This is a genomic window from Neobacillus sp. S1227 (assembly GCF_055385255.1).
The window spans coordinates 4,395,009-4,417,092 of the sequence record NZ_AP038276.1 but is presented as its reverse complement, the minus strand read 5'-3'; the positions used below and the strand labels follow the sequence as shown (position 1 = coordinate 4,417,092).

Genomic DNA, 22,084 nt, shown 5'->3' with positions numbered 1-22,084 from the left:
CGATAATAGTACCAATCATTCTAATTTAGGAACAATTTTTCCTAGATTGAATTTATATAAAAATACAAATTCCGTTTTTTGACATATAGAGAAACAACAAGTTCGTCAGATTCTATAAAAAGAATGCTGATTGGCTCATAAAACGAGATGGAAAATAAAAAAGGTGATTTCATGGCGAATGATCAAGTGTTAACATCCGACCAAGTCATCGACAAGACAAGAAAATATTTAAACGAAGAGCATGTAGAGTTAGTCAAGAAAGCATATGATTTTGCTAAGCATGCTCATCGTGATCAATATCGTAAATCAGGTGAGCCATATATTATCCATCCAATTCAGGTCGCCGGCATTTTGGCTGATTTGGAAATGGATCCATCAACGGTGGCGGCAGGTTTTCTTCACGATGTCGTTGAGGATACGAATGTTTCCTTGAAGGATATTGAACATATTTTTAACGCCGAAGTGGCTATGCTTGTCGATGGGGTTACGAAACTGGGGAAAATTAAATATAAATCTCATGAGGAACAGCAGGCGGAAAACCATCGGAAAATGTTTGTGGCCATGGCACAGGACATTAGGGTTATCCTTATTAAGCTTGCCGACCGTTTGCATAATATGCGGACGTTAAAGCATCTTCCGTTGGAAAAGCAGCGTCGGATTGCCAATGAGACACTTGAAATATTTGCCCCTTTAGCCCATCGTCTTGGTATTTCAACAATTAAGTGGGAGCTTGAGGACACTGCATTACGATATTTAAATCCGCAGCAATATTACCGGATCGTCAACTTAATGAAGAAGAAGCGGGCGGAGCGGGAGCAATATCTTGACGATGTTATTGACGAAGTGAAGGCTCGCCTTTCTGATGTCTCCATTAAAGCAGATCTTTCTGGACGTCCCAAACATATTTACAGCATTTATCGGAAAATGGCCTTGCAAAATAAGCAATTCAGTGAAATTTATGACTTGCTCGCTGTTCGTATTGTCGTCAACAGCATAAAGGATTGCTACGCCGTTTTAGGTATTATCCATACATGCTGGAAGCCGATGCCGGGACGTTTCAAGGATTATATCGCGATGCCGAAGCCGAATATGTATCAATCCCTTCATACCACGGTTATCGGTCCAAAGGGCGATCCGCTTGAGGTGCAGATTCGTACGTCTGAAATGCACCGCATCGCCGAGTTCGGGGTGGCTGCCCACTGGGCCTATAAAGAGGGGAAATCTCTCAACGATAGTTCTTCCTTTGAACAAAAGTTAACCTGGTTTAGGGAAATTCTTGAGTTCCAGAACGATACAGCCAATGCTGAAGAGTTTATGGAATCCTTAAAAATTGACCTTTTCTCGGATATGGTGTTTGTGTTTACACCTAAAGGCGATGTGATTGAATTGCCGTCTGGTTCTGTTCCGATTGACTTCGCTTACCGGATTCACTCAGAAATCGGCAATAAGACGATTGGAGCCAAAGTGAACGGCAAAATGGTTACGCTTGATTACAGGCTGAAAACAGGCGACATTATTGAAATTCTAACCTCCAAGCATTCCTATGGACCAAGTCAGGACTGGTTGAAGCTGGCGCAAACCTCTCAGGCGAAAAATAAGATTCGCGCATTCTTTAAGAAGCAGCGCCGCGATGAAAATGTCATCAAGGGCAGAGAGCTGGTTGAAAAAGAAATCCGGAATATGGAGTTTGATATTAAAGAAATATTAACGCCAGACAATCTTAAAAAAGTAGCAGAAAAATTTAATTTTACCAACGAAGAGGATATGTATGCGGCTGTCGGCTATAATGGGGTTACGGCCCTTCAGGTAGCCAACCGCTTAACGGAAAAATGGCGCAAAAAACGTGATCAGGAGCAATCAGCAAGCATCGCCAATGCGATCACTGATTTAAAGGCTTTCCCGCAGTCTAAAAAGCGCGAATCCGGTGTCCGTGTCCAAGGTATCGATAATCTGCTAATCCGGCTGTCCAGGTGTTGTAATCCTGTTCCAGGGGACGAAATTGTCGGCTATATTACGAAAGGACGCGGCGTTTCCGTTCACCGTTCTGATTGCACAAATATTGACACTGGTGATGCTCAATCGAGACTTATTCAGGTAGAATGGGAATCTGCCTTAAATGACCGGAAGGAATACAATGTCGATATCGAAATCAGCGGCTATGACCGGAGAGGCCTGTTAAACGAGGTTCTGCAGGCTGTTAACGAAACGAAAACTAATATTTCCGCCGTATCCGGAAAAACGGACCGCAATAAGATGGCGATGATTAACATGTCTATTGCGATTCATAATGTTGCACATTTACAAAAGGTCGTTGATCGTATTAAACAGATTTCCGATATTTACTCGGTTCGCCGGATGATGAATTAAGGAGTTTTTTTTAAAATGAGAGTAGTAGTTCAACGAAGCAAGGCAGCCAAAGTAACAGTGGGCGGCGAGGTGACGGGGCAAATTACCAAAGGTCTTGTCCTGCTTGTCGGAGTCACACATGACGATACGGAAAAAGATGCTGCTTATCTTGCCGACAAAATTGTCAATTTGCGGATTTTTGAGGATGCAAATGAGAAGATGAACCTGTCTTTGCTTGATGCGGGAGGGGAAATTTTATCTGTGTCCCAATTTACCCTATATGGGGATTGCCGAAATGGGAGAAGGCCAAGTTTTATTGAAGCAGCAAGACCCGAGTATGCTATTAAAATCTACGAAACCTTTAACCGCTTAATGCGCGAGAAAGGCGTTCATGTTGAAACCGGCGTATTTGGCGCCATGATGGATGTGCAATTAACTAACGACGGGCCGGTAACGTTAATTGTCGAAAGTAAATAATTGCTTTAAAGCATTAAAAAGAGACTGACCTGGTCAGTCTCTTTTTAATACGCTTTGAAATATCTTGCAAGTCCCTCATATAACCCAGATGCTGCATTTTCTTGGTAAGTACGGGATTTCAAAGTCATTTCTTCCTCTGGATTGCTTAAATAACCTAACTCCAATAGTGCAGCTTTTTGGTTGTTTTCTCGAATGACATGATAATCGCCAATGCGAACTCCGCGATTTCTCAGTTTAGCTTGTCCTACCGCAGAATTGTATAAGGTGTCGGCCAGATTTTTTTGATAGACATGATAATAATAGCCTGTCATTCCCCGGACACTTCGATCTAGGTTACTATCATAATGAAGACTGACAAAAGCATCGGCATTATAGGAATGGGCCATTCCAACCCGTGACTGCAAAGAAATAAAGGAATCATTGTTTCTTGTAAGATAGACATTCGCTCCGGCTGCCTTCAATTTATCGTATAAAAGACGTGCAGTCCGAAGTGTTAACTCCTTTTCTAATGTCCCGCCCGCTCCCGTTGTTCCGTTGTCTCCGCCGCCGTGGCCTGGGTCAAGGACAATCGTTTTATTTTTTAAATAACCTTCTGCTCCGGCTTTCTCAATCTGCGGTGCAGAACCGTTAGCCGAGACCACCCAGCCGGCTACATAAGCAGTATTTCCATTTTTTAGTTTAATTTCATACCAATCATTTTGCACACTGCTGACAGAATATGTTTCTCCTTCATTTGCCCGCACCACTACATCTGATTGTACGCTTGGCGATTTACGGATGTTAGTACCATTTTGAAGAATGGTGATGGCATTTTCCTTTACAGTTTTTCCAGTATCCGAAGAAGTCTTTGTTCCTGTCTTATCCAGATAAAAACCGGATACCCAGCCAAGGCTTCCGGATTTTAACTCTATTTTGACCCAGTTATTGTTTTCCTCAACGATGGTAAAACGCTGCCCTCTTGTAACAGTTCCAATGACTGAGGAATTTAGAGTAGCCCCGGAGCGAACTCTTAAACTATCTGCTGTTACCGAACCGGACATACCTGTCGTTTGCTTACTTTTAGCTGTATCTTTTGAGGCCTCTGAATCAAGGTTAATAAATTCAGCGCTGACCCAGCCCTTCACATTTAAATAGTTAACCTGTACCCATTTATTTCGCTGTGATAAAATCGCCACACTTGTCCCTTTTGTCAGTTTCCCGATAATCGGACTTGCTGCATCTGGTGACTGCCTTACATTCAACGTGTCACCAATCACACTGCCCGTATCGGTATGTGTACTTGTTTTATTACCCGCATTAGTAGTTGAACTATTTTCCTTCTGGCCCGTCACTTTAAAATCAATAAACTCTTTCGCAACCCAGCCCTCCCCATACATTGAGGAGATTTTGTACCAATTTTCATTTTGGTCAATTACCTTAACCTCTTGCCCTTTTGTTAAAGAGCCGACGACGCGGAAGCTTGTCCCTGGGCCGCTTCGGATTCTTAATTGACTAGAATTGGCAGTTGCAGCAGATTGACCAGAAGAGGAGACGGCCTTGGCTGTTTGTTCACTATCTTTTGTTACGAGCCAGTTGACTACCCAGCCAGTTTTGGCAAAGGAAACTTGAATTTGTATCCATTCGCCTTGTTCTTTTACGATTGGGAATGTTTCGCCGCGTTCCACTTGTTTCAATAATGGATAGCTTAAACCGGGTCCGGTGCGGACATTAAGCGAATCCACAGCGATCGTTACGCTGCCGCTTGCAGCGCTGCTTTTTCCTTCAGGAAGGAAGGCCCCCAAAAAAAGAATGATAGATAATAATAGCAGACTAAACTTTTTGTGCATATCTTCCTCCTTTACCATTTTATTTTAACGTAAAATATTCTGAAAATCATTTCTTAAATGTTCATTTTTGGACTAGCATTATAAAAAAATAATAAGGATGAAATTTTTCCTCATGAGATGGAAATAATAAGCACAAAAGGAAGTTTAAACAGGGGGGATTTGCGATGCGGTCAAGTGACAAGGGTATGAACATCCAATCGATGAATGGTCGGCTGTTCGGAATGGATTTCCATGATTTTATCGAAAAAGAACAGCATTCTGGTTCCTATGAGCTTGCATCTGAATTTGGATTAACGATGAGGGATGTTAGAAAGCTAAAAAAACGTTTGGAGCGATCTTAAAACTTGCTTGACAAAAGTTGCTATTGCTCCGTATTATTATTAAATAATCAAAATATTATTTGCTAAATCCAATGATGGAGCATAGTAGTTAAGACAATCCATGAAAAGAGAGAAAATGCCCTGGGCTGAAAGCATTTTTGCATGAATCTTAATGAATGAACACTCCGTAGGTTTCTCTCTGAAAAAGGGTATTCCTCTATTAGGAGAAGAACGTGGCAGGCGTTAACTGTTTGAGAGGAAGCCGCTGAATTTCAGTGTGCTTCAACTAGGGTGGCACCGCGGAATAAACTTCCGTCCCTTGTTTTTATACAAGGGATGGGAGTTTTTTATTTTGGCTTATAAGTGCAACAACGCCTCAAAAACCGCCATTTTGGGCTCGACAAACGGTGAGTTTCTTTATCTAAAAACATCCCTACATAAAAAAATCATTACAAAGGAGGTCTTCGACTATGTCGATTAGCATACCAAGAGGAACACAAGATATTCTGCCTGGCGAAGTGGAGCTTTGGCAAAGGATTGAGAAAAAGGCAAGAGAACTTTGTGAAAAGTATCAATACCAGGAAATCCGTACCCCTATTTTTGAACACACTGACCTTTTTTCTAGAGGTGTCGGTGACACCACCGATATCGTTCAAAAGGAGATGTATACATTTGAAGACAAGGGCGGCCGCAGCATTACCCTAAGACCGGAAGGAACTGCATCCACTGTACGGGCATTTGTGGAGAAAAAGATGTTTGGGCTTCCAGGTCAGCCGGTCAAGCTTTATTATATGGGGCCGATGTTCCGATACGAACGTCCCCAATCTGGCCGTTTCCGCCAATTCGTCCAATTTGGCGTTGAAGCATTAGGAAGCAACGACCCGGCGATTGATGCGGAAGTCATTTCGCTGGCAATGAATTTATATAAAGAAATGGGCTTATCAAAACTGAAGCTGATTATTAACAGCCTTGGTGATAAGGAAAGCCGAAATGCGCACCGTGAAGCGTTAATAAATCACTTCAAACCAAGAATTGGTGAGTTTTGTTCGGACTGTCAAAACCGTCTGGAAAAAAATCCGCTTCGAATTTTGGATTGCAAGCAGGATCGCGATCATGAGCTAATGAAGACGGCACCGTCCATCATTGATTATCTAAATGAAGAATCCAAAGCTTATTTTGGAAAAGTCCAGCAGTATTTAACCCAGCTTGATATTGAATTTGAGGTAGATCCAAACCTTGTCCGTGGTCTGGATTATTACAACCACACCGCCTTTGAAATTATGAGTAATGCCGAGGGCTTTGGCGCCATTACGACTCTCTGCGGGGGCGGACGCTATAACGGGCTGGTTGAGGAAATCGGCGGTCCGGAAACGCCGGGCATCGGTTTTGCTTTAAGTATTGAGCGTTTCATTGCCGCACTTAAAGCCGAGGGCATTGAAATGGAAATTAATCAAGGAATTGACTGCTACCTTGCCGCCCTTGGAGAGGAAGCAAAGGATTACACTGTCGGCCTCCTGCAGCAGCTTCGTTTGGCTGGTTTTTCCGCAGAACGGGATTATTTAAATCGAAAAATTAAAGCCCAATTCAAGGCTGCCGACCGTTTACAGGCTCGTTATGTAGCTGTTCTTGGCGATGATGAATTAAAAAATAACAAAATTAATGTAAAAAATATGGAGACAGGCGAACAGGTGGAGATTGAACTGAATTCCCTCGTCAACTATTTTCAAGGTTTACAAGCATAAAGGAGGATATATAGCATGTTTGGGAGATCGTATTTTTGCGGCGAAGTTCCAGAGACCGCAGTTGGGGAAAAAGTAACGTTAAAGGGTTGGGTTCAAAGAAGACGCGACCTGGGTGGATTAATTTTTATTGATTTGCGGGACAGATCCGGCATAGTTCAGATTGTTTTCAATCCGGATGTTTCAAAAGAAGCTTTAGAAACAGCGGAAAAAATCCGTAATGAATATGTTCTCGATGTAGTCGGCACGGTCATTGCCCGCGAACCTGGAACAATTAATGAAAATCTTAAAACCGGAAAAATTGAAGTTCAAGCAGAAAAGGTAACGATCATTAATGAGGCAAAAACACCTCCATTTACCATTTCTGACAGGACTGACGCATCTGAGGATGTCCGCCTGAAATACCGTTATTTAGACTTCCGCCGTCCGGTCATTTTTGAAACATTAAAAATGCGTCATCAAGTGACAAAAGAAATCAGGAATTTCCTTGATACGGAAGGGTTTTTGGATATTGAAACACCGATTTTGACAAAAAGTACACCAGAAGGAGCCCGTGACTATTTAGTGCCTAGCCGCGTGCATCCTGGTGAATTCTACGCACTGCCGCAATCACCGCAGCTGTTTAAGCAATTACTGATGGTCGGCGGCGTGGAACGCTACTATCAAATTGCCCGCTGCTTCCGCGACGAAGACCTGCGTGCAGACCGCCAGCCAGAATTCACACAAATCGATATTGAAACAAGCTTTTTAAGTCAAGAGGACATAATGGCCTTAATGGAGAGAATGATGTCCAAGCTGGTGAAGGAAGTAAAAGGTGTAGAGGTGGCAACGCCATTCCCGCGCATGGGCTATGATGAAGCAATGAGCCGGTACGGTTCAGATAAGCCTGACACCCGCTTTGGGTTGGAGTTAGTCGATGTTTCTGAAATTGTAAAGGAGTCTGGCTTTAAGGTATTTGCTTCTGCAGTTTCAAGCGGCGGCCAAGTGAAGGCTATTAATGTAAAAGGATCGGCCGATCAATACTCCCGAAAAGATATCGATGCGTTGACTGATTTTGTGGCTGTTTATGGTGCGAAAGGTCTGGCTTGGTTAAAAGCAGAAGCAGATGGTCTAAAGGGGCCGATTGCAAAGTTCTTCTCTGACGAGGATGCTGCAGCCCTAAAAGCAACACTGGAGGCTTCCGTAGGTGACCTGCTGTTGTTTGTTGCCGATAAAAAGAATGTGGTAGCTGACTCGCTGGGAGCTTTACGGTTAAAGCTTGGAAAGGAATTGGAGTTAATTGACCAAAGCCGTTTCAATTTCTTATGGGTGACAGACTGGCCGCTGCTTGAATATTCAGAAGAAGACGGCCGCTATTATGCAGCCCATCATCCATTCACGATGCCTGTCAGAGAAGACCTCGAGTACTTGGATACGGATCCATCCAAGGTTCGCGCCCAAGCTTATGACCTTGTGCTAAACGGCTATGAGCTAGGCGGCGGGTCGTTAAGAATATTTGAACGGGATATTCAGGAGAAAATGTTCAGTGTTCTTGGTTTTACGCCTGAACAGGCTAAAGAACAATTTGGCTTCCTGCTGAATGCCTTTGAATTCGGTACACCACCGCATGGCGGTATTGCCCTTGGGCTCGACAGATTGGTTATGCTGTTAGCAGGCAGCACCAACCTCCGCGATACGATTGCTTTCCCTAAGACAGCGAGTGCAAGCGACCTGTTAATGGCTGCTCCAAGCGAGGTTTCCGAGGCCCAATTACAGGAACTCAATTTGTCACTAAAAATTAATAAATAGCAGGCATTAGCTTACGTGGTCACCTTGAAGGTGCTTTGAAAATATGCTATGATTAAATCAATCAAGAAGAGTCCTGAAATGTACGTTGTGTTACCTGAAGTTTTGACCGAACATTGTTTATTTGGGAGTCCGGAGTTTTCTGAGTGCGTAAATGCCCCACTCCTTGCGAGTAAGGGGACTTACAATAACAGGAATAGGACACCCCCCTGCTAAGTGCGGGATCAAAACGAAGGATCAAAAAGCGACGGCACCATTGGGACTCTTCGTTTTTTATCACAAACAAACCTTCTGTCACTGATGGCAGAAGGTTTTTATTTTAAAAAATGGTATATTGCTGTTTGTAATTGACCAATCCAATGGGAATTTCGACTCCCCGGATGCAAAAAAGGGTTATATGAGCCCGAACACATGGAAAATGCGCTAGTTCGGTAGCATAGAGAGGTTATATGAGCCCGAACACATGGATAATGCAGCAGTTCGGTAGCATAGAGGGTTTATATGAGCCCGAACACATGGAGAATGCGCCAGCTCGGTAGCATAGAGAGGTTATATGAGCCCGAACAAATGGAAAATGCGCTAGTTCGGTAGCATAGAGAGGTTATATGAGCCCGAACAAATGGAAAATGCGCCAGTTCGGTAGCATAGAGAGGGTATATGAGCCCGAACACATGGAAAATGCGCTAGTTCGGTAGCATAGAGAGGTTATATGAGCCCGAACACATGGAAAATGCGCCAGTTCGGTAGCATAGAGGGTGTATATGAGCCCGAACAAATGGAAAATGCGCCAGTTCGGTAGCATAGAGGGTTTATATGAGCCCCAACACATAGAAAATGCGCTAGTTCGGTAGCATAGAGAGGTTATATGAGCCCGAACAAATGGAAAATGCGCTAGTTCGGTAGCATAGAGAGGTTATATGAGCCCGAACAAATGGAAAATGCGCCAGTTCGGTAGCATAGAGGGTTTATATGAGCCCGAACAAATGGATAATGCAGCAGTTCGGTAGCATAGAGGGTTTATATGAGCCCGAACACATGGAAAATGCGCCAGTTCGGTAGCATAGAGGGTTTATATGAGCCCGAACACATGGAAAATGCGCCAGCTCTTGAAGCATAGAGGAGTTATATGAGCCCGAACAAATGGAAAATGCGCCAGTTCGGTAGCATAGAGAGGTAATATGAGGCCGAACACATGGAAAATGCGCACGTTCGGTAGCATAGAGAGGTTATATGAGCCCGAACACTTGGAAAAATAGGATAGGAGGGATTAACCATGAAGACGCTCTATCTTGATTGTACTTTTGGCATTGCCGGGGACCTGGCTTTGGCAGCACTAATCGATTTAGGTGCCGACATCTCTTACATAGTTGATCATATTAGAAAGTTACCAATAGAGCCGTTTGGAATCGAATTACATAATATTACGAAACAAGGCATTGCTGCAAAAAAAATAAGCATCTTTTACGGATCGGAAAAAAATCAACATTTGAGTACGCAAGTGATATTTAAAATAATTGCAGAAAGTGAACTCCCAGCTAAAACTAAGGAATGCAGTTTGGCAATATTTCATGAATTCGCAAATGCCAAAGGAAAGCTACTTGGAATCGACTCCAATGATGTTTATTTTGAAATAGATTCCATTATCGAGATCATTGGTGTCTGCCTGGCACTTGAAAGCCTCGAAATCGGAGAAATATTCGCGTCACCCGTTCCGGCAGGCTTTGGCCACAAGATGACGGCGCAAGGACTTTATCCAATACCAACTCCAACTACTCTTGAGCTGCTAAAAGGGATTCCACTTGCAGAACTAAACGTCCAAGGGGAATTGACCACACCAACAGGGGCAGCAATCTTGCGGACGCTTGTGAAAAAGTTTATGCCGATTGGCGATTTTGTTGTGGACAAGGTAGGGTATGGTGCTGGTGAAAATGACCACCCAAATGTTCTTCGAGCCTTACTCATATCTCCAACGAACATCCAGTCATCGGGGAAGCCTGAACCCAATCAAGAAAGAGAGTCTATTTATATCTTGGAGGCCCAACTTGATGATATGACAGGGGAAGGTCTTGGATTTGCAATGGAACGTCTACTGGCTGCAGGAGCTCTTGATGTTTTTTATACTCCTGTTTACATGAAGAAAAATCGGCCAGGCACCCTTGTAACTGTATTGGTATCCTTAAACCTGGCGGACCGCTGTGAACAAATTTTATTGGAAGAGACTACTACCCTAGGAGTCCGAAGAAGCATGTGGAGCCGCAATATTCTAGACAGAAGTTTTATTGAGGTTGAGACACCCTATGGGCCAATTAAGGTTAAGCAGGCTTGCAGGGGGAAAAAAATCCTCCACCAAGCACCGGAATTTGAGGATGTTGCAAAGGCAGCAAGGGTGCACGGGGTTCCGTTTCAAACGGTTTACCAATATGCGATGAAATTAGCAATCAATGAGCAGATTGGGGATTAAATATGGCCCATATGATTCCCATTACAGCTGTTGTGTTAGCTGCAGGAAGCTCCAAAAGGATGGGAGATTTTAAACCTTTGCTTCCCATTCAAGGAATCCCAATGCTTGAGATGGTACTGCAAAAAGTTTTATCATTCCCGTTTGAACAAGTGATGGCAGTCGTTGGCTATAATGAAAAAGAAATTAAAGATTCCATAAAGATTCATAACGAGCGCTTCAAATGGGTAAGCAATATCTATTTTCATGAAGGGTTAAGCAGTTCAATAAAATCTGCTATTCAGCAATGCAATGCTGAAACCTGCGGCCTAATGGTCTTTCTCGGCGATCAGCCTTTACTTAAAAAGACGACAATCCAACAAATAATCCAGACAATCTTGAACACGAATGTAAATCAATCAAAGTACATTATTCAGCCAACCTACAACAGTGTTCCTGGACATCCCGTTTCACAGCTTTTTCCATATGTTGATAAAATAACAGGTGATCAAGGGGCAAAAGCGATATTTAAGTTTGCAAATAAACATTACCAAATTCCCATCGATGACGAAGGGACCATTTTAGATGCAGACACCTATGAGGATTATCAAAAGATTATCCAAAAGATAAAAAAATCATTCTAAGTGCTTCTGTTTTTAGGAAAGTATGATATATTCTTTAAGGTGAAAAATAATAAAATAAATCGAATTTAATTTTTGGAGTGAACACAATGTTGCATCAATTTTCTCGTAATGAGCTTGCGATTGGTAAAGAAGGCCTTGATATAATGAAAAACAGTACGGTTGCCGTATTAGGTATTGGCGGCGTCGGTTCTTTTGCCGCGGAGGCGCTTGCCCGTTCTGGAGTCGGCCGTCTAGTGTTGATAGATAAAGACGATGTAGACATTACTAATGTTAACCGCCAATTAATTGCCTTGCTATCCACTGTAGGTAGACCAAAGGTTGAAATTATGGAGGAGCGGATTAAGGATATTAATCCCGATTGTGAAGTTATTTCATTAAAAATGTTTTATACTGAGGAAACATATGAAGAAATTTTCAGCCACAAGTTAGATTTTGTTGTTGATGCTTCAGATACGATTATGTATAAAATCCATTTGATGAAGGAATGTTTAAAGAGGAATATCCCGATTATATCAAGTATGGGTGCCGCCAATAAAATGGATCCAACCCGCTTCCAAATCGCCGATATTTCAAAGACGCATACAGACCCGATTGCTAAGGTGATTAGAACAAAATTGCGTAAAGAACGAATTCACAAAGGCATTCCGGTTGTCTTCTCCGATGAAAGCCCGATTGTTATTCGAGAGGATGTCAGAAAAGTTGTCGGAAACGAAAATGCAGAGATTAGGAAGGCAAAAATGCCGCCATCTTCTAATGCATTCGTGCCATCTGCATGTGGGTTAATCATGGCAGGCTATGTGTTTAGCCAATTACTAAAAGACATCAAAATCATCCGCGTAGCAGATGAGAAATAGCTAAACTTTAGCTCTAAGCAAAAATGCTTAGGGCTTTTTTTTGCTGAAAAATCTTATATAACTTTGTGGAGGGAAAAGCAAAAACATGGTGCACTCGCTGTCTTTTCTATGTCTGGCTATTGTTGTCCTTCCGTTTTTTTCGGTCTCCAGACCTAGTTTCTTTACATCTTCAGCCGTTTAATTCACTCCTAATATTAAGTTAAGATAATTAGTGAATTAGTAGGAAAATTTTAGCTGTTAGGTTAAAATATAGGGGCACTCGAAGAGAGGGGAGAAAATTTTTGAAATCAATCGTAGAATTAATAAATGTAACAAAAGTGATTAAAGGGAGAACGATAATAGACGATATCAGCTTTCAAGTGAATAAAGGAGAAGTTTTTGGATTTCTAGGTCCGAACGGTGCAGGTAAGACAACGACCATACGAATGATCGTCGGTTTAATGGCGATTACCTCTGGGGACATTACCATTGGCGGTTCCAGCATCAAAACACAATTTGAAGACGCCGTTCGCCATGTTGGAGCCATCGTTGAAAATCCGGAAATGTACAAGTTTTTAACAGGTTATCAAAACCTGATACATTATGCTAGAATGGCCAAGGGAATTACGAAGGAAAAAATTGCTGAAGTAGTGGAATTAGTGGGGCTGTCGGACAGAATACACGATAAAGTTAAAACCTATTCTCTAGGTATGAGGCAGAGATTGGGGCTTGCACAATGTCTATTGCATGATCCCGAGGTATTAATACTTGATGAACCGACAAACGGTCTCGATCCTGCAGGAATTCGGGAAATCCGAGACTATGTCCGCCGTCTGGCACGTGAAAAAAATATGGCAGTTATTGTTTCCAGCCACCTCTTGTCCGAAATGGAAATGATGTGCGACCGAATCGGCATTATTCAAAATGGGCAATTGATTGATGTCCAGCAGGTGAAGGAATTTATCCAGGGCAATGAAACAGTCCATGAAATGGAAGTTATTCCTAGCGAAACTGCACTATCAATCGTACGCTCTTACTTCCCAGATGCAGAAGCAAATCTGTCACGAAACGGTATATCTGTCAGTCTTTCAAAACAAGAAATCCCAAATCTGGTTAAAATCCTAGTCCAAGAAGACATTAAGATTTTTAGCATTAAGGAAACTGCGAAAACTCTAGAAGACCGCTTCCTTGAAGTGACGAAAGAAAAGGAGGCAGAAGCCCATGCTTAATTTAATAAAAAATGAATGGATGAAAATTTTTCGGCGTCCCGGTACCTATGTCATGATTGCGATGCTGATTGTCATAACCTGCATTGTCGGTGCCTTTTTTAAATATCAAGAAAATGGCTCTAATGCTGGTCCGGATAAGAATTGGCAGCAAACGTTGCAGGAAGAAAACGATGCCTTAAAGAAACAGATGGAGCAGAGCAGGACCAAAATAGAGAAGGACTTTTTCAAAGAAGAAATCGCCATCAATGACTATCGTATAAAACATGATATTCCACCGAAAGAAAAATTTAATGTTTGGTCATTTGTCAAACAGGCATCTGAACTTATCATGATGGCTGGGTTGTTTACGATTATCATTTCTGCAGGAATTGTAGCCAGTGAATTTAATTGGGGAACCATTAAGCTGCTGTTGATTCGGCCTATCAATCGAAGCAAAATATTAATTTCAAAATATTTGACTGTTTTATTGTTTGCCCTGACCATGCTAGCGATTTTGTTTGTCTTTTCGACGGTCCTTGGCGCATTGTTATTCGGAATGCCTGAGCATGCAGCCCCGTATTTAAACTATCATAACGGTTCGGTTACCGAGCAAAATATTGTGGTCCATTTATTAATCTATTATGGTTTAAGCTCTATTGATATGATCATGCTGGCGACGATGGCGTTCATGATTTCATCTGTTTTCCGAAACAGTTCACTTGCCATCGGATTATCTATTTTCTTATTATTTACTGGAGCGCAATTTACTGCGCTGCTGTCGCTTAAGTTTTCATGGGCGAAATATATTCTATTTGCCAATACGAATTTAATGCAATACTTTGAAGGATCCCCGATGGTCGAGGGAATGACGATGAATTTTTCAATCTTTATTCTAGTTATTTACTTTGTTGTTTTTCAATTCTTGGCATTCTTTGTATTCAAAAAACGGGATGTTGCTGCATAATCAAGTGAAATAGGGCTGTCTCATCTTAGCTGTTGAGACAGCCTCCTTTTTTCAATTATAGCGATATGATATGGGCAAACTATATAGTAGAAAAAATATCTGGAGGACTTACTTATGGAAATTAAAATCAGCAATCAGGCGTTAAAATGGTTTAAAGAAGATATTGGCCTTAAGAAGGGGGATAAACTGCGGTTTTATACGCAAGTTTATGGAAATAGTCCCATTCAGAAGGGGTACTCTTTGGCATTTACTCAAGAGGAGCCTTTAAAAATAGCAGCCAGTACTGATTTGGATGGGATCCTTTTCTTTGTTGAAGAAGGGGATATCTGGTATTTCGATGGGCATGATTTACATGTTGATTATGATGCAAAAGAAGATGAATTGAAATATAAGTATGTTAAACCTTAGGTAGTTTGGGCTAGAACAACGATACCCTTCGCTGGTAATTTTCTTGTAGTTAAGAGATAATTGTTTGGTACTCGTTCTAAAAGGAGAAATATAGAGTGGAAAAAATCAAGCATATCTCCAGCGAATTTAAAGATTGGATCATTCAGACATTAAATAGTGGTGCAAGCCCGGAGAAAATCGTCGATGCGATGATTAAAAAGGGATTCGATGAAACATTTGCTTTAAGGACTTTATTGCGTATTGGTGGAAACCAAACCATTTTAACAGCCGATAAGCAAAGTCCTTATTATTATGAAATTCCTGAAATTGGTCAAAAGGGTAATAAACTACATGCGGGGGACCGGGAAATTAAGGTGCTTTCTAGAGTGGAGCATCCATTTATTCTGCATTTAGATAATGTGTTAAGCGACGAAGAATGTGACAAACTGATCAGCCTTTCAAGGGACAGATTACAGCCCTCTTATGTTATTGATAAAAACACAGGTGAGGAACGTGCTGCTTCTGGCAGAACGAGCAAAGGAATGTATTTTACAATCAATGAAAATGCACTCGTCTCCACGATTGAGAAAAGAATTGCTGAATTAACCGGCTATCCGGTTGAAAATGGCGAGGGACTGCAGGTTTTGAACTATAAAATTGGCGAGGAATATAAACCCCATTTCGATTATTTCCCCGCAAACCAGGTTAAAGCAGATAAAGGGGGACAGCGGATTGGCACCTTTTTAATCTATTTAAACAATGTCGTTTCAGGAGGAGAAACCGTATTCCCAAAGTCTGGAGTATCGATAGTTCCGAAAAAAGGAACAGCTGTTTACTTTCATTATGGGAATAGTAAGGGGCAAGTTGATCGACTGTCCTTACACACCAGTGTGCCGGTATCCGAAGGTGAAAAATGGGTTGCCACCAAGTGGATCAGGCATGGTAGAATTTACTAACATAGATAGGGGCAGTAACAAATGACAGAAAATAAACCATATAGAGTATTACTATATTACATGTATGTACCAATTGAGAATCCGGAGGAATTTGCCGCTCAGCATTTGCAGTTCTGTAAGGAACTAGGACTTAAAGGACGAATTTTAGTGGCTGCCGAAGGGATTAATGGTACGGTTTCGGGAACGGTCGAGCAGACTGAAAAGTATATGGAAATCATGCATCAAGACGAACGTTTCGCTGAGATGGTTTTTAAAATTGATGAAGAGTATGAGCATGCCTTTAAAAAGATGCACGTCCGTTTTCGGCCGGAGCTTGTCACTCTTCGCTTAGAAGATGAAATCGATCCTAATGAAACAACCGGTAAACATTTGAGTCCAAAAGAATTCTATGAGGCAATGCAGGATCCGGAGACCGTTGTCATTGATGCCAGAAATGACTATGAATTTGATTTGGGTCATTTTAGAGGAGCAGTTCGGCCCGACATAACTGCCTTTCGCGAGCTTCCGGACTGGATTCGGGAAAATAAACAGCAGTTTGAAGGGAAAAAAATCTTGACCTATTGTACAGGCGGAATTCGCTGCGAGAAGTTTTCAGGCTGGCTTGTAAAGGAAGGCTTTCAAGATGTTGGACAACTGCATGGCGGAATCGTGACCTACGGGAAGGACCCTGAAGTGCAAGGACAGCTTTGGGACGGACAATGCTATGTATTCGACGGACGAATCAGTGTGCCGGTGAACCGGGTTGAACATGTTATTGTCGGTAAAGATTATTTCACGGGTGAACCTTGTGAACGATATGTAAATTGTGCAAACCCGGAATGCAATAAACAAATTATCTGCTCAGAGGAAAGTGAGCACAAATACCTAAGGGGCTGCACACATGAATGCCGAATGCACCCAAGGAACTTGTACGTAAAGGAACATGAATTAACGGAAGAAGACGTTGAATTAAGATTAATGCAGATTGGTGAAGAGTTTTCGGTTAACAGCTGATAATTTTATTAAAAAATGACGTGTGAATTGTACACGTCATTTTTTTATACATGTTTAATTTTTTCTTGTAAGCTTTTCATAGACAGCAGCCAAGGCTTGTTCGAATTTCCCTGTTTTTTTCGGCTGATAGTATTGTTTGTTCTTGATTCGATCTGGCAGGTATTGCTGTGGCACCCAGCCGTTCTCATAGTCATGCGGATACTTGTAGCCGATGCCTCTGCCAAGCTCTTTCGCTCCTCTGTAATGGGCGTCCTTTAAATGATCAGGGACATCCCCAGAAATCCCCTTTTGAATGTCGGAAAGGGCAGCATCAATTGCAAGGATCGCTGAATTGGATTTGGGCGACAGGCATAATTCAATCACCGCATTGGCAAGCGGGATTCGTGCTTCGGGAAAGCCGAGTCTTTCCGCCGTTTCAACGGCCGCCAATGTCCGTGCTCCCGCCTGCGGGTTGGCAAGCCCAATATCCTCATAGGCAATTACGATTAACCGCCGGCTGATGCTCACCAAGTCCCCGGCCTCAATTAATCTGCCAAGATAATGCAGGGCAGCGTTCACGTCACTGCCGCGGATTGATTTTTGAAAGCCTGACAATACATCGTAATGTGCGTCCCCATCCTTATCTGCGGCAATGCTTTTCTTCTGCAGGCATTCTTCCGCGGTTTGCACATCGATATGAATGATACCTTGCTCATCCGGGTCCGTCGAAAGAATAGCTAATTCCAGGGCATTTAAAGAGCTGCGGACATCTCCTCCTGAGCCTTGGGCAAAATGCTGAAGCGCTTCCTCCGTCAGTTCGACCTTTAATCTGCCGTACCCGCGTTCTTCATCCTTTAATGCCCTAACTAATGTCTGTTTTACTTCATCAGGTGTTAAAGGCTTAAGTTCGAAAATTTGGCAGCGGCTCCGGATGGCAGGGTTAATGGCATGATATGGGTTACTGGTTGTGGCCCCAATCAAAACAATCATTCCGTTTTCCAAATAAGGTAATAGGAAGTCCTGCTTCGCTTTATCCAGCCTGTGCACCTCATCAAGAAGAAGTATCACTTTACCAGACATTTTTGCCTCAGCGGCAACAATTTCCATATCTTTTTTATTATTCGTCACGGCGTTTAATGTTCGAAAAGCGTATTTGGTACTGCCGGCAATGGCGCTTGCGATCGAAGTTTTCCCAATCCCAGGCGGTCCATACAGAATCATCGATGTCAGCTGCTTGGCCTTTACCATTCTGGCAATAATTTTTCCATCACCGACAAGATGCTGCTGGCCGGCTACCTCTTCAATTGTGCGGGGCCGCATCCGAAATGCTAACGGCTTTTGCTGCATAATAATCTCCCCAATAAATATTTTGCTATCTAAACAATACCATTTTCTCGTGGAAAAGCATATTAAAGAGGAATATGTTATAATTCTAATGCCTATCAAATTACTGCGGATTTTTTTGAATATAAATTCTAAATAATAGAGGTGTTATTTTATGAAAATATCTACAAAGGGACGATACGGCCTTACAATTATGATTGAATTGGCCAAAAATTATGGGGAAGGGCCGACTTCTTTAAAAACAATTGCCCAAGCAAATGATTTATCGGAGCATTATTTGGAGCAATTGATTGCGCCATTAAGAAATGCCGGGCTGGTTAAAAGTATTAGAGGTGCTTATGGTGGTTATATTTTAACAGATGTACCTTCAAAAATTACGGCAGGCGATGTGATTCGTGTGCTTGAGGGACCAATTACACCTGTTGAGGGAATTGAAGACGAAGAACCTGCTAAACGGGAGTTGTGGATTCGCATCCGCGACGCGATTAAGGGCGTATTGGATAATACGACTCTAGAAGACCTGGCCAGCCACAGTGAAGATGGTGATGTGGAAGGTTATATGTTTTATATTTAATGACAAAGTTAATAATATAGATATTTTTTGATTTGAGGTGTCATAATGGAACGAATTTATCTCGACCATGCCGCAACCTCTCCGATGCATCCAAAAGTGATTGAAAAAATGCATGAGACGATGAAAACTGTTTTTGGAAATCCATCAAGCATCCATGCTTTTGGCAGGGAAGCGCGACACTATATTGATGTGGCGCGGGCAACACTCGCGGGGAGCATTGGGGCAAATGAAAATGAGATTATTTTTACTAGCGGCGGTACCGAAGCGGACAATATGGCCTTATTTGGCGTTGCGGAAAGCTATCAGCATTTAGGGAAGCATATCATCACTACTCAAGTAGAGCATCATGCTGTTCTTCATGCTTGTCAGAAGCTTGAAAAGATGGGCTTTGAGGTTACCTATTTGCCAGTTGATGAAACAGGCAGGATTTCCGTTTCAGACCTTCAGGAGGCCTTGAGGGACGATACGATTTTAGTTTCTGTCATGTATGGAAACAACGAGGTTGGCACCATCCAGCCGATTGCGGAAATTGGCCATATTTTGAAGGACCATCAGGCAAAATTTCATACAGATGCCGTACAAGCATATGGGATGGAAAATATAAATGTCGACCAAAGCTATATCGATTTGCTTTCGGTTTCTGCCCATAAAATAAATGGACCAAAAGGGATCGGTTTTCTTTATGTAAGGTCAAATGTTAAAATTTCACCACGTTTATTTGGCGGCGAGCAGGAGAGAAAACGGCGAGCAGGAACAGAAAATGTCACATCAATTGCCGGGTTCCATGAAGCGGTTCTGATTGCGATGGAGGAACGGTCTGCGAAAAGAGAACAGTTTACAGGGTATAAGCAGCTTTTGATGAACAAGCTTCAAGAAGCAGGGATTGAGTTCGCTGTAAACGGATTGCTTGAAAATTCCTTGCCGCATGTATTAAACTTAAGCTTTCCCGGAACTAACGTGGAAGCCATGCTGGTGAATCTAGACCTGGCGGGAATTGCTGTGTCAAGTGGTTCTGCCTGCACGGCCGGATCAATTGAACCATCGCATGTCCTGGTGGCGATGTTTGGAAAAGGCTCGGAACGGTTAACGAATGCAATCCGCTTTAGTTTTGGCTTTACCACGACAACCGAAGAAATCCTACAAGCGGCGGAAGAAACAGCGAAGGTTGTTTCGCGGCTTAGAAAATAAATGCATGATAAATTTGTGTGTAAAGTGAGGTGAACTTTTAAATGGAAAGAAAAGACCCAAAAGATACCCGAGTTGTTGTCGGTATGTCAGGAGGTGTTGATTCGTCTGTTGCGGCATTGTTGTTAAAGCAGCAGGGCTACGATGTAATCGGCATTTTTATGAAAAACTGGGATGACACCGACGAAAACGGTGTTTGTACGGCAACGGAGGATTATAACGATGTGATTCGTGTCTGCAACCAAATTGGCATCCCTTATTATGCGGTTAATTTTGAAAAACAATATTGGGACAAGGTATTCACCTATTTTCTTGATGAATATCGGGCGGGCAGGACACCGAACCCCGATGTCATGTGCAATAAGGAAATTAAGTTTAAAGCATTTTTGGAGCATGCAATGAATTTAGGGGCAGACTATCTAGCTACAGGTCATTATGCCCGCGTTGAATATCGCGACGGGGAATATAAAATGCTGCGGGGACTTGATGAAAATAAGGATCAAACCTATTTCTTAAATCAATTATCTCAAGAGCAAATTAGTAAAGTCATGTTCCCAATCGGAAATCTTGAAAAATCGAAAGTACGGGAAATTGCGAAGGAAGCCGGTCTTGCTACAGCGGCGAAAAAGGACTCCACCGGCATTTGTTTTATCGGAGAACGGAATTTTAAGGAGTTTTTAGGTCAATACCTGCCTGCTCAGCCCGGTAACATGGAAACGTTCGACGGCGAAGTCAAAGGCAAACATGAAGGCCTGATGTATCATACAATTGGTCAGCGTCATGGGCTCGGCATTGGTGGATCGGGAGAACCTTGGTTTGCCATTGGCAAGGACTTAAAACGAAATGTTTTATATGTCGGCCAAGGTTTCCATAATGAAAAGCTTTATTCCGATTCAATTACTGCGACGAATGTTAGCTGGGTTTCTAACCGGGAAAAGCCTGTCGAATTTGATTGTACTGCTAAATTCCGTTACCGCCAAGAGGACCATAAGGTAAAGGTTCGTTTGCTTGAAGGCGATAAGGTTGAGGTTATCTTTGCTGAACCGATACGTGCCGTCACACCTGGGCAAGCCGCTGTTTTTTATAACGGTGACGAATGTCTTGGTGGTGGAACGATTGATGAAGTTTATAAAAATGGGGAGCGGCTGACGTATGTTGGTTAAGCTTTCGAGGCCCTGATTCCAGTTTGGGAATTGGGGTTTTTTGTTGCGGAAATTGGGTTTGGCGGATAACTGTTCGATTTCGGCGGATAACTCTGCAAGTTTGGCGGATAACCGGCTAGATTTGGCGGATAATCCATACAAGTTGGCGGATACTTGGCCAATTTCGGCGGATATCTCAAACCGCCGACCCACACCACTTTTCCAACCTCAATTTTCAATTAAAATATGGTATACTTCCATGTAGAACGGAGTTGAAAATAATGGACAAAAACCAATTAGGTGTTCAATATATGCAGGAAGGCAATTGGGAAATGGCTGTGAAGGTTTTCAATGAGGCAATACAGGAAAATCCGTCTGACCCAGTCGGCTATATTAATTTTGGCAACGTCCTCAGCGTTGTCGGTGAGGCTGAAAGAGCGTTAAAATTTTTTCAAAAAGCGATTGAACTTGACGAAAATGCAGGTGCCGCCTATTACAGCGCGGGCAACCTTTATTTCAGCAATGACCGTTTCCAGGAAGCGAAAAACATGTTTGAAATAGCGATGAGAAAAGGGCTGGAAACCAGCGACAACTATTTTATGCTGGGGCTTTCATTAGTCAATCTTGACCAAAGCAAATTTGCGCTTCCCTATTTCCAAAGAAGCGTTGAGTTGAATGAAGAGGATGCCGAGGCCCGGTTCCAATACGGGTTATGCTTGGCAAACCTTGAACTGATAGATGAAGCCATCAGCCAATTTACAAAATGCGTTGAGCTTGATCCCGACCATGCAGATGCCTATTACAACTTGGGTGTTTCCTATGCTTTCAAAGAGCAGGGGCCAAAAGCGATGGACATGTTTGAAAAAGCTTTAGAAATCCAGCCTGACCATCTATTGGCAGGAAATGCTAAAAAAATATTAGAAATGAACCAGTAGACCATTCAAT

The 22,084-nt window shown here is 42.4% G+C and carries 20 protein-coding genes, 1 other RNA gene and 1 other annotated feature; of the genes, 18 read left to right on the top strand and 3 right to left on the bottom strand.

The features are described 5' to 3' along the window. Positions 1 to 171: 171 nt before the first annotated feature. Both ACZ5AE_RS22225 and dtd read left to right on the top strand, forming a co-directional pair. Positions 172 to 2,367: a RelA/SpoT family protein gene (locus ACZ5AE_RS22225; RefSeq protein ID WP_464573708.1), complete on the top strand. Its 2,196-nt coding sequence runs from the start codon at positions 172 to 174 to the stop codon at positions 2,365 to 2,367. Between the two features lie 15 nt (positions 2,368 to 2,382). After that, positions 2,383 to 2,823, top strand: coding sequence for a D-aminoacyl-tRNA deacylase (gene dtd / locus ACZ5AE_RS22220; protein WP_464566711.1), 441 nt, complete (start codon positions 2,383 to 2,385; stop codon positions 2,821 to 2,823). A gap of 44 nt (positions 2,824 to 2,867) precedes the next feature. Here dtd and ACZ5AE_RS22215 read toward each other — a convergent pair whose 3' ends face one another. After that, on the bottom strand, positions 2,868 to 4,649 hold the full coding sequence (locus ACZ5AE_RS22215) for an SH3 domain-containing protein (RefSeq protein ID WP_464566710.1): 1,782 nt from the start codon (positions 4,647 to 4,649) through the stop codon (positions 2,868 to 2,870). Positions 4,650 to 4,813: 164 nt separating this feature from the next. On the opposite strand from ACZ5AE_RS22215, the gene ACZ5AE_RS22210 reads away from it, so the two are divergent. The 12 genes from ACZ5AE_RS22210 (at position 4,814) to trhO (ending at position 16,915) form a co-directional block, all read left to right on the top strand. After that, positions 4,814 to 4,990 carry a hypothetical protein gene (locus ACZ5AE_RS22210; RefSeq protein WP_213120054.1) on the top strand — a complete coding sequence of 59 codons (177 nt, stop codon included), beginning with the start codon at positions 4,814 to 4,816 and terminating at the stop codon, positions 4,988 to 4,990. A gap of 62 nt (positions 4,991 to 5,052) precedes the next feature. Continuing rightward, positions 5,053 to 5,292 (top strand) — a binding site (T-box leader). 147 nt (positions 5,293 to 5,439) lie between these two features. After that, a complete protein-coding gene (gene hisS, locus ACZ5AE_RS22205; RefSeq protein WP_464566709.1) occupies positions 5,440 to 6,711 on the top strand; it encodes a histidine--tRNA ligase in 1,272 nt (423 codons plus the stop codon). A gap of 15 nt (positions 6,712 to 6,726) precedes the next feature. Beyond that, positions 6,727 to 8,496: an aspartate--tRNA ligase gene (gene aspS / locus ACZ5AE_RS22200; RefSeq protein ID WP_464566708.1), complete on the top strand. Its 1,770-nt coding sequence runs from the start codon at positions 6,727 to 6,729 to the stop codon at positions 8,494 to 8,496. A 67-nt stretch (positions 8,497 to 8,563) separates the two neighbouring features. Further along, a non-coding RNA gene (gene ssrS, locus ACZ5AE_RS22195) (6S RNA) lies at positions 8,564 to 8,760 on the top strand. A gap of 1,006 nt (positions 8,761 to 9,766) precedes the next feature. Further along, complete coding sequence (larC2, locus tag ACZ5AE_RS22190; RefSeq protein WP_464566707.1) at positions 9,767 to 10,954, top strand: nickel pincer cofactor biosynthesis protein LarC2; 1,188 nt, start codon at positions 9,767 to 9,769, stop codon at positions 10,952 to 10,954. Positions 10,955 to 10,956: 2 nt separating this feature from the next. Further along, positions 10,957 to 11,574 carry a nucleotidyltransferase family protein gene (locus ACZ5AE_RS22185; RefSeq protein WP_464566706.1) on the top strand — a complete coding sequence of 206 codons (618 nt, stop codon included), beginning with the start codon at positions 10,957 to 10,959 and terminating at the stop codon, positions 11,572 to 11,574. Between the two features lie 86 nt (positions 11,575 to 11,660). Then, positions 11,661 to 12,428, top strand: coding sequence for a tRNA threonylcarbamoyladenosine dehydratase (locus ACZ5AE_RS22180; protein WP_464566705.1), 768 nt, complete (start codon positions 11,661 to 11,663; stop codon positions 12,426 to 12,428). 281 nt (positions 12,429 to 12,709) lie between these two features. Continuing rightward, on the top strand, positions 12,710 to 13,636 hold the full coding sequence (locus tag ACZ5AE_RS22175) for an ABC transporter ATP-binding protein (protein ID WP_464566704.1): 927 nt from the start codon (positions 12,710 to 12,712) through the stop codon (positions 13,634 to 13,636). Further along, positions 13,629 to 14,579, top strand: coding sequence for an ABC transporter permease (locus ACZ5AE_RS22170; RefSeq protein ID WP_464566703.1), 951 nt, complete (start codon positions 13,629 to 13,631; stop codon positions 14,577 to 14,579). The genes ACZ5AE_RS22175 and ACZ5AE_RS22170 overlap by 8 nt, the downstream gene beginning before the upstream one ends. 114 nt (positions 14,580 to 14,693) lie before the next feature. After that, a complete protein-coding gene (locus tag ACZ5AE_RS22165; RefSeq protein WP_464566702.1) occupies positions 14,694 to 14,987 on the top strand; it encodes a HesB/YadR/YfhF family protein in 294 nt (97 codons plus the stop codon). 95 nt (positions 14,988 to 15,082) lie between these two features. Next, the gene (locus ACZ5AE_RS22160) at positions 15,083 to 15,922 is read left to right on the top strand and encodes a 2OG-Fe(II) oxygenase (RefSeq protein ID WP_464566701.1); all 840 of its coding nucleotides are present in this window, start codon (positions 15,083 to 15,085) and stop codon (positions 15,920 to 15,922) included. A 21-nt stretch (positions 15,923 to 15,943) separates the two neighbouring features. Continuing rightward, positions 15,944 to 16,915 carry an oxygen-dependent tRNA uridine(34) hydroxylase TrhO gene (gene trhO, locus ACZ5AE_RS22155; RefSeq protein WP_464566700.1) on the top strand — a complete coding sequence of 324 codons (972 nt, stop codon included), beginning with the start codon at positions 15,944 to 15,946 and terminating at the stop codon, positions 16,913 to 16,915. Between the two features lie 54 nt (positions 16,916 to 16,969). On the opposite strand, the gene ACZ5AE_RS22150 is transcribed toward trhO, so the two are convergent. Then, entirely contained in the window at positions 16,970 to 18,241 is a 1,272-nt protein-coding gene (locus ACZ5AE_RS22150) for a replication-associated recombination protein A (RefSeq protein WP_464566699.1), read from the bottom strand. A gap of 151 nt (positions 18,242 to 18,392) precedes the next feature. Between ACZ5AE_RS22150 and cymR the strand changes: the two genes are divergently transcribed. From cymR to mnmA, 3 genes are read left to right on the top strand one after another with little or no spacing between them, the layout of a single operon-like run. Continuing rightward, entirely contained in the window at positions 18,393 to 18,812 is a 420-nt protein-coding gene (gene cymR / locus ACZ5AE_RS22145) for a cysteine metabolism transcriptional regulator CymR (protein WP_464566698.1), read from the top strand. 45 nt (positions 18,813 to 18,857) lie between these two features. Further along, positions 18,858 to 20,000 carry a cysteine desulfurase family protein gene (locus ACZ5AE_RS22140; RefSeq protein ID WP_464566697.1) on the top strand — a complete coding sequence of 381 codons (1,143 nt, stop codon included), beginning with the start codon at positions 18,858 to 18,860 and terminating at the stop codon, positions 19,998 to 20,000. 41 nt (positions 20,001 to 20,041) lie between these two features. After that, complete coding sequence (mnmA, locus tag ACZ5AE_RS22135; protein WP_464566696.1) at positions 20,042 to 21,160, top strand: tRNA 2-thiouridine(34) synthase MnmA; 1,119 nt, start codon at positions 20,042 to 20,044, stop codon at positions 21,158 to 21,160. On the opposite strand, the gene ACZ5AE_RS22130 is transcribed toward mnmA, so the two are convergent. Continuing rightward, positions 21,157 to 21,378, bottom strand: a complete 222-nt coding sequence (locus ACZ5AE_RS22130) for a hypothetical protein (protein WP_464566695.1) — start codon at positions 21,376 to 21,378, stop codon at positions 21,157 to 21,159. The genes mnmA and ACZ5AE_RS22130 overlap by 4 nt on opposite strands. A 42-nt stretch (positions 21,379 to 21,420) precedes the next feature. On the opposite strand from ACZ5AE_RS22130, the gene ACZ5AE_RS22125 reads away from it, so the two are divergent. After that, a complete protein-coding gene (locus ACZ5AE_RS22125; protein ID WP_464566694.1) occupies positions 21,421 to 22,074 on the top strand; it encodes a tetratricopeptide repeat protein in 654 nt (217 codons plus the stop codon). The last annotated feature ends 10 nt before the right edge of the window (positions 22,075 to 22,084 follow it).

Bases quoted from the DNA above. Each gene is read 5' to 3' on its own strand.
- ACZ5AE_RS22225 (WP_464573708.1), top strand. From the start codon at position 172: ATGGCGAATGATCAAGTGTTAACATCCGACCAAGTCATCGACAAGACA.
- ACZ5AE_RS22185 (WP_464566706.1), top strand. From the start codon at position 10,957: ATGGCCCATATGATTCCCATTACAGCTGTTGTGTTAGCTGCAGGAAGC.
- ACZ5AE_RS22215 (WP_464566710.1), bottom strand. From the start codon at position 4,649: ATGCACAAAAAGTTTAGTCTGCTATTATTATCTATCATTCTTTTTTTG.
- ACZ5AE_RS22150 (WP_464566699.1), bottom strand. From the start codon at position 18,241: ATGCAGCAAAAGCCGTTAGCATTTCGGATGCGGCCCCGCACAATTGAA.
- ACZ5AE_RS22180 (WP_464566705.1), top strand. From the start codon at position 11,661: ATGTTGCATCAATTTTCTCGTAATGAGCTTGCGATTGGTAAAGAAGGC.
- ACZ5AE_RS22140 (WP_464566697.1), top strand. From the start codon at position 18,858: ATGGAACGAATTTATCTCGACCATGCCGCAACCTCTCCGATGCATCCA.
- mnmA (WP_464566696.1), top strand. From the start codon at position 20,042: ATGGAAAGAAAAGACCCAAAAGATACCCGAGTTGTTGTCGGTATGTCA.
- aspS (WP_464566708.1), top strand. From the start codon at position 6,727: ATGTTTGGGAGATCGTATTTTTGCGGCGAAGTTCCAGAGACCGCAGTT.
- hisS (WP_464566709.1), top strand. From the start codon at position 5,440: ATGTCGATTAGCATACCAAGAGGAACACAAGATATTCTGCCTGGCGAA.
- ACZ5AE_RS22210 (WP_213120054.1), top strand. From the start codon at position 4,814: ATGCGGTCAAGTGACAAGGGTATGAACATCCAATCGATGAATGGTCGG.
- trhO (WP_464566700.1), top strand. From the start codon at position 15,944: ATGACAGAAAATAAACCATATAGAGTATTACTATATTACATGTATGTA.
- larC2 (WP_464566707.1), top strand. From the start codon at position 9,767: ATGAAGACGCTCTATCTTGATTGTACTTTTGGCATTGCCGGGGACCTG.
- ACZ5AE_RS22170 (WP_464566703.1), top strand. From the start codon at position 13,629: ATGCTTAATTTAATAAAAAATGAATGGATGAAAATTTTTCGGCGTCCC.
- cymR (WP_464566698.1), top strand. From the start codon at position 18,393: ATGAAAATATCTACAAAGGGACGATACGGCCTTACAATTATGATTGAA.
- ACZ5AE_RS22165 (WP_464566702.1), top strand. From the start codon at position 14,694: ATGGAAATTAAAATCAGCAATCAGGCGTTAAAATGGTTTAAAGAAGAT.
- dtd (WP_464566711.1), top strand. From the start codon at position 2,383: ATGAGAGTAGTAGTTCAACGAAGCAAGGCAGCCAAAGTAACAGTGGGC.
- ACZ5AE_RS22125 (WP_464566694.1), top strand. From the start codon at position 21,421: ATGGACAAAAACCAATTAGGTGTTCAATATATGCAGGAAGGCAATTGG.